The sequence below is a fragment of the Pseudomonas shirazensis genome, from assembly GCF_050496565.1.
Lineage (GTDB): Bacteria > Pseudomonadota > Gammaproteobacteria > Pseudomonadales > Pseudomonadaceae > Aquipseudomonas > Aquipseudomonas shirazensis_A.
In genome coordinates this window covers 335,171-342,003 of the sequence record NZ_JBNWAE010000003.1, presented here as the reverse complement: position 1 = coordinate 342,003, position 6,833 = coordinate 335,171, and the positions used below count along the sequence as shown (strand labels likewise).

5 protein-coding genes are annotated in these 6,833 nt (G+C 63.8%); 1 reads left to right on the top strand and 4 read right to left on the bottom strand.

The features are described from left to right. The first annotated feature begins 193 nt into the window (after positions 1-193). Complete coding sequence (locus ACQZ2L_RS07525; protein ID WP_430325464.1) at positions 194-832, top strand: TetR/AcrR family transcriptional regulator; 639 nt, start codon at positions 194-196, stop codon at positions 830-832. A gap of 9 nt (positions 833-841) precedes the next feature. Here ACQZ2L_RS07525 and ACQZ2L_RS07520 read toward each other — a convergent pair whose 3' ends face one another. From ACQZ2L_RS07520 to ACQZ2L_RS07505, 4 genes are all read right to left on the bottom strand, one after another. Continuing rightward, positions 842-4,405 (bottom strand): molybdopterin cofactor-binding domain-containing protein, encoded by a 3,564-nt coding sequence (locus tag ACQZ2L_RS07520; protein ID WP_430325463.1) that lies wholly within the window; start codon positions 4,403-4,405, stop codon positions 842-844. 2 nt (positions 4,406-4,407) lie between these two features. Next, positions 4,408-4,887, bottom strand: a complete 480-nt coding sequence (locus tag ACQZ2L_RS07515; RefSeq protein WP_430325462.1) for a (2Fe-2S)-binding protein — start codon at positions 4,885-4,887, stop codon at positions 4,408-4,410. Positions 4,888-5,066: 179 nt separating this feature from the next. Beyond that, the gene (locus ACQZ2L_RS07510) at positions 5,067-5,543 is read right to left on the bottom strand and encodes a MarR family winged helix-turn-helix transcriptional regulator (protein WP_430325461.1); all 477 of its coding nucleotides are present in this window, start codon (positions 5,541-5,543) and stop codon (positions 5,067-5,069) included. Positions 5,544-5,612: 69 nt separating this feature from the next. Next, positions 5,613-6,665, bottom strand: a complete 1,053-nt coding sequence (locus ACQZ2L_RS07505; protein WP_430325460.1) for a 2,5-dihydroxypyridine 5,6-dioxygenase — start codon at positions 6,663-6,665, stop codon at positions 5,613-5,615. Positions 6,666-6,833 lie beyond the last annotated feature (168 nt).

The following is a 6,833-nucleotide window of genomic DNA, read 5'->3' as shown; positions in this document are numbered from 1 at the left end:
TCGCGAAAGGGCTGCGTAGCGGCCCCAGGATTTGTGCAACACCGCAGATCGCTGGGGCCGCTACGCGACCCTTTCGCGACACAAGGCCGCTCCTACACAGACCTGCTGCGGGAGTGGCTAAGCTCAAATACACCAACAGCCGCCCCCTAGGTATGGCACTGTTACCGCTCTGCACAGCCGCTCAGTGACCCCCATGCCGACTCGAAAAACCGGCGTTCGTGCCCTACAGGCCGACCGCACCAAGCACAATATCCTCCAGGCCGCAGTAACGGTCTTCAGCAAGGAAGGCTTCACCGGCGGGCGCATCGAACAGATCTCATCGTTGGCCAACTCCAACGACCGGATGATCTACTACTACTTCGGCAACAAAGAAAAACTGTTCATCTGCGTGCTTGAGCATATCTATGCAAGCTTCAATCAGGCCGAAGCCAAACTACGCCTGGACCTCGCCGACCCCGAGCAGGCGCTACGGCAGCTGGTGGCGTTCATCTGGGACTACTACGTAAAGCACCCCGAGTTCGTCACCCTCCTGGCCACTGAAAACCTCCACCAAGGCAAGCACGTCAAGCAGTCACAGAACCTCACGGCACTGGCCGGCGAGGCGGTAGGCGTGCTGCGCCCGATCATCGAGGCTGGCCAGGCCCAGGGCCTGTTCCGCGCCGATATCGACATCCAGCACAGCTACCTGATGATCGCCTCGCTCTGCTATTTCTATAACTCCAACCGGTACACGCTGAGTTCGTTCCTGGCTGTCGACCTTGGCGCCAGGCAGGCCAAGGCCGACTGGCTGGCATTTATCAGCGACCTCGCCCTGCGCGGCCTGCGCCGCTAGGCGTCACAGTCAATGGCTGCCAGGGTTGGCCCGCACCTGCGCGCTTTTGCCGGCCAAGCCTTGCCAGGCCGGCTGGTCGCTGGCAAAGCGCTGTCGCAGATAAGCACTCAAGTCCGCCACCTGGCGGTCGGACAAGCTGTCCTTGAACGCCGGCATGTAGCCCAGATCGGGCGTTGCCGGAGTGGCAATGCCATGCAGGATCACCCGCAGCAGGTTGTCTGGCAGCGCGCTGTGTACATTGCTGTTGACCGCCATCGACGGGCTCACACCAAACAGCTTCGGCCCCAACCCATCGCTGTGACAGGCCATGCACGCGCCTTTGAACACACGCTCGCCATTGCTGATCGAAACCTGCGCATCCACCTGCGCTACTGGCTTGGCAGCAGCAGCCTGGGGCGCGCCGTCGAGGGAAGCGAGGTAATGCGCTATCGCTTGCACGTCACTCTGCGGCAAGGTGGCCAGCTCGCTGACCACCGGCCCCATCGGCCCAGCCGCGACACCATGCTTGTCTGAAAAGCCAGTGCTCAGGTACGTAACCAGCTCGCTCTCGCTCCAGGGCGTCGCCCCCTTGCCCAGCGCATTCAGTGCTGGCGCCTCCCAGCCGTCGACCATGCCGCCCGCCAGATAGCGCTGACCGCCCTGCTCCGCACCCAGCAGATTGCGTGGCGAGTGGCAGGCCGCGCAGTGGCCAAGGCCCTCGACCAGGTAGGCGCCCCGGTTCCACTGTGCGCTGCGCTGCGGATCGGGTTGATACTCGCCGCGCTTGAGAAACAGCGCGTTCCAGCCCGCCATCAATGGCCGCTGGTTGAACGGGAAGCGCATCTGGTTGACCGATGCCTCCTGGCGCACCGGCGTCTGCGACATCAGGTAGGCATACAGCGCCTGCATGTCGCCGTCAGTGATGTTGCGAAACGAGGTGTAGGGAAACGCCGGGTACAGGTGCCGACCATCGCGGCTGATGCCTTCGCGCATGGCCCGCTCGAACGCAGCGAATGACCAGCGGCCAATGCCGGTTTCCGGGTCCGGCGTGATATTGGTGCTGTACAGCGTGCCAAACGGCGTGTCCATGGCCAGCCCACCGACATTGACCTTGCCGCCGCTGACCGTATGACACACCGCACAATCACCGGCAGCTGCCACCTGCCGGCCGCGCTCCAGCATCGACGCTGACCAGCTGCCTGCCGCCGGGGGTGTCACCCGGGGGATTTCAGCGCGCCAGGGCAGTGCCGTGGCAGCCATGCCCAGCGCCGCGCCAAATACACCGGCGAGCGAGCCGAACCACCATTTCGAGCGTTTTGCCGCAGGCGCTGGCGGTGGCTGCATCTCGTCTGCCTGGCCATCGCCTGCGAGCGCTGCGCGCACCCGTTCGGCGGTGATCGGCAGTTCGCGGAAGCGGATCCCGGTGGCATCGAATATCGCGTTGGCAATCGCCGCCGCACTCGGCACCGAAGCCGACTCGCCGCTGCCCATTGGCGGCTCGTGCTGACGCGGCAGCATCAGCACGTCGATTTGCGGCACCTCGGGGAAGGTCAGAATCGGGTAGCCGCCCCACTCCTTGCTGACCACCGTCGACTCCTCAAAACTGACCTGCTCCTTGAGTACGCGACTTGTGGACTGGATCACGTTGCCGTGGATCTGGTGCCGCACACCATCAGGGTTGACCATCATGCCGGCATCATGGCCGATCACCACCCGGGTGACCGCCACTTCACCGGTGCGCCGGTCGACCGCGACATCGGCGACCCAGGCCGCCCAGGCAGCACCAAAGCCTGGGAATTTACTGTGAATGTAGCGCGCGTAGGCGAAACCACGACCGCGCAGGATGTCGCCCTCGGCAGGCGTCTGCATCGGCTCGCTATGCGGCTGCCAGGCGGCGCGCTCGGCGGTGGCGTTGATCAGGTCGATCGCGCGCGGATCAGTCAGGTGCTTGAGACGATATTCGACCGGGTCGACACCCGCGGCAAATGCCAGCTCATCGATATACGACTCATGGGCAAAACTGTTGGGCATCGCCGACACGCCGCGCATCCACGACGCACGCACCAGCGGCGTCATGTCGTTGATGGTGACGCGCATATGCTCGTAATCATAGGGCGGGATCGAGGTGCGGTCGCCCATCTCGAACAGTGCCGGTACCGGCTCCACTGCGCCGGTCAGCAACAGCGCCAGGGTTGGCGCGCCATTCGACGGGTAGCTGGTCTGGAAGTCATAGGCCGCGACCGTGCCATCGGCATTCAGGCCGCCATCAATTTCCATCAACTGCGCGGTGCCTTTGGGCTCCCAGGCATGCTCCTGCTCGCGAGTCAGCTGCACCCGCACAGGGCGGCCCACAGCGCGCGACAACAGCACCGCATCGGCGCATACGTCATCGGCACAGTTGCGCCCGTAACAGCCCGCCGCTTCCATGCGGATGATCTCGATGCGCTCCTCGGCGCATTCCAGCAACCATGCCAGGTCCGCCCGCAACAGGTGCGGGTTCTGGGTGCCGGACCAGACCCGAATCGGCCCATCGGTGAAGTCGGCCAAAGCACAGGACGGGCCAATCGAAGCATGCAGCTGATACGGCCAGAGGTAGCTGCGGCTAAGGCGCTGGCTGGCGTTGGCGATGCCGTCATCGACATTGCCCTGGTCGAGCACCACCCGCTGCACGCGCGGGTTGTCGCGGATTGCCTGGGCGATGTCAGTCAGGTCGGGGAGCTTGCCGGTCAGCGGCTTCCAGCTGACCTTGAGCGCCTGCGCGGCGCGGATCGCCTGCTCTTCGCGTTCGGCGACAACACCAATGAAGTCGCGGATGACCACCACGGCGACGACCCCGGGCAGATGGGCGATGGATGACTCGTCCACCGCGAGCAGACTGTTGCCGACGAAGTCGCCGCTGTCATGGCCCGCATAGGGCGGGCGGATCACTCGGCCATGGAGCATGTCCGGCAAGCGCATGTCGTGCACATAGGTCAACTCGCCCGTGGCCTTGCCGGGGATGTCCACCCGCGCAGCGCTGCGCCCGACCAGACGGTAGTCTGCAACAACCTTCAACGGTGCATCGTCGCTGATCCGCAATTGCTGCTTGCGGCCCTCGAGCAGCTCGGCAAAGCGCACGCTGCGGCCATCGCCGGCGAGCAGCGTGCCCTCTTCGATGCGCAGGGTGTCGGCCTGGCAGCCAAGCCGCTGCGCTGCCTGCTCGAGCAAGAAACGCCGCGCGGTAGCCGCCGCCTTGCGCAGCGGCACGGCAGAAATCTGCAAGGTTGCGCTGGCGATGGTCGCGCCCTGATTGGGCGCCCGCTCGGTATCGCCGAGGACCATGTGCACCTGGTCCATGCGCAGGTCGAGTTCTTCGGCAACGATCTGCGCCAGCGAGGTGCGAATGCCCGTGCCGAGGTCGACATGGCCGTTGAAGGCGTAGACCATGCCGTCATCACTGACGGCCAGGAACAACGCCAGCTCGGACGCCTTGAGCGTCGGCGTCACGCCCTTGGCCACCGGCCCCGAGGGCGGCGTGATCTGGTCGACAATCAGCAGGACGCCGGTCTTGCCCAGCAACTGGTCGCGGCTGGGTACGTGTTGGGAGTGGTTCATGTTCAGCTCCGAATCTCGGCCAGGCGGCCAGCAGCGCGGCGCACGGCACGCAGGATTTCGACATGGGTGCCGCAGCGGCACAGGTTGCCGGACAGCTCGTTGCGGATCTGCTCGTCGCTGGCATCGGGGATGCGATCAAGCAAGGCCTTGGCCGTCATGATCATGCCGTTCATGCAGTAGCCGCACTGGGCTGCCTGCTCGTCGATAAACGCCTGCTGCACCGGATGCGGCGCGCTTTTGTCGCCCAGCCCTTCGAGGGTGGTGATATCGCGGTTGGCGGCGCCTGCCAGCGGGATCACGCAGGAGCGTGCGGCGACGCCATCGATGATCACCGTGCACGCGCCGCACTCGCCAAGGCCGCAGCCGTACTTGGGGCCGTTCAAACAGAGATCGTTGCGCAGGATCAGCAGCAGTGGTGTGTCGGCCATGGCACTGACTTCGACCGGCTGGCCATTGACGCGCAGGCACAGGTTGATTTGCATGGTGGGCTCATCTCTGGAGGTTGCTTGCCATTCAAAGGCGAGTACCCGAGCGCTACCAATCAACTCAAAAGGGGGCGCTTTTTCAGTAAGTACTCACTACATGAAATGAACGAGCAAGAAGCAGGCCAGAGATGTGCCTTGGAGTGTCGCGGGCGATTGCTGCGGACTGGGCGCAGTGCTCAGCCAGCGGCCTCGTCACTGTCGATCATCTTGCGCAGGAGAAACAGGATTGCCACCTGTTCGCCGGCATTCAGGCAGCCCATGCTCAGCTGACTGATCTGCCGGGCGCAGGGGATCATCGCATCCAGCAACGCCGCGCCAGGCTCGGTGAGTTCGACGATGACCTTGCGCTTGTCACTCGGATCCGGCGACAGCTGCACCAGCTCGCGAGCTTTGAGCCGGTCGACGATGCCGCGAATGGTCGCTTGATCGACTGCAGTGGCCTTGATCAGCTCGGCCTGGGAGCTGGGCCCATGGTCGCGCAAGGCACACAGGGTAACGAACTGGATCGAGGTGAGCTGCGGGTCGCAGGCGTGCTGCTGGAAGATCGCCGTGTGCCGCTGGTAGGCCTTGCGCAGCAGGTGGCCGATCTGTTCGGTGACATCGTAGGGGGCAGTATCAGGCACAGCAGATTGTGCGGAGGTTTTCTTGATCATGGGATGAGCTGGGCTACCTAGGTTGAGCTGGCCGGCCCCCGACAGCGGAGCGCCGGGCCAGTATAACCGCTATCGCGCCCTGGACTCCTCGGGTGCGACTACATCGCCCGCCACCACGACTGCCTTGTCGTCCAGATAGATATCGCAGTTACGCAGCGGGATATCCAGATGGCAGGGGGTCTTGCGCTTGCCCCCGACCTCGGTGTTGGGGCCGGTCGAGAACAGGAAATTGCCATAGAACGCCCGGGCGTCCATGCACATGCCGTCATTGCGGTCGTGCAGACCCATGGCGGTCCATTGCGCGCGCGGCTGCAGGCCCCAGCCAATGTGAGAGATGCCGTAGACCTCGGGGTCGTTGAAGTATTTCAGGTAATCACGCAGGTACTCGGCCTCGAAGCCGCCGTGGATGGCGGTGATGAACCCCTTGTCGATCTCCAGCGTGATGCGTTCACGGCAGTAGTTCTTGAACGGCAGGATGATATCGCCCACATCCAGTACCAGCGTGCCCTCGGCGCTGTCCTCGTTCGGCCAGGTGAACAGAAAGCCGCTGGGCCAGTGATCCCAGCGGCCCGGCTCATCGGCATAGCCATACTCGGTTACTGCAGGGTACTGGCCGAGCGGCGCATGAAAGTCACTGCCGGCCTTGGACCGCACATGCATTGTGCGCGCCTGCTTGAGCAGGGCTTCGGCGGCCAGCACGCGGCGCTTGTCGTCCTCGCTGGGCAGCATCCGCGCCAGCACTTCAGGCGGTTCGACGGCCAGCAGGATGCGCGTACCGGTCTTGAGGATCTGCTCCTGCTCGGGCGAGTGCAGCAACATCATCGTATCGACGATCAAGTCAGCCGCTTCCAGCGCCCGCTGCGCAGCCAGGTTGCCGGTCAGGGCCGTGTCACCACAGTAGGCGGTCATATCGTTGCCCATTGCCGTCGGGTGGTTGAACGATGGCAGCTCCACCGCATAGACCTTGGCGTTGAGGCGCTGTGCAGCTTCCATTGCCGCATTGACCGTGCGCGGGTCGGAGTAATGGCTCTTGAGCACGGCGACACTCTGCGTGTGGTCGACGCGGGACAGCTTGAGTACGTGTTCGAACATCTGCGTGAGTTGTGCATTGCTGACCGGCATGGGTCTCTCCTGGCATGGGTTGATGGGCTGATCAAAGCTGCACCGTCACAGTGCGCAGCGCGCGATCACGGTGCAAATTAATAGCGCATACACTGCAAGTCAGCAAATAGAAACTCATCTTGACGGAGAGCGCAAGTGGTCAGTACGAACGTTACCGATTCACACATA

Bases quoted from the DNA above. Each gene is read 5' to 3' on its own strand.
- ACQZ2L_RS07525 (WP_430325464.1), top strand. From the start codon at position 194: ATGCCGACTCGAAAAACCGGCGTTCGTGCCCTACAGGCCGACCGCACC.
- ACQZ2L_RS07520 (WP_430325463.1), bottom strand. From the start codon at position 4,405: ATGAACCACTCCCAACACGTACCCAGCCGCGACCAGTTGCTGGGCAAG.
- ACQZ2L_RS07515 (WP_430325462.1), bottom strand. From the start codon at position 4,887: ATGCAAATCAACCTGTGCCTGCGCGTCAATGGCCAGCCGGTCGAAGTC.
- ACQZ2L_RS07510 (WP_430325461.1), bottom strand. From the start codon at position 5,543: ATGATCAAGAAAACCTCCGCACAATCTGCTGTGCCTGATACTGCCCCC.
- ACQZ2L_RS07505 (WP_430325460.1), bottom strand. From the start codon at position 6,665: ATGCCGGTCAGCAATGCACAACTCACGCAGATGTTCGAACACGTACTC.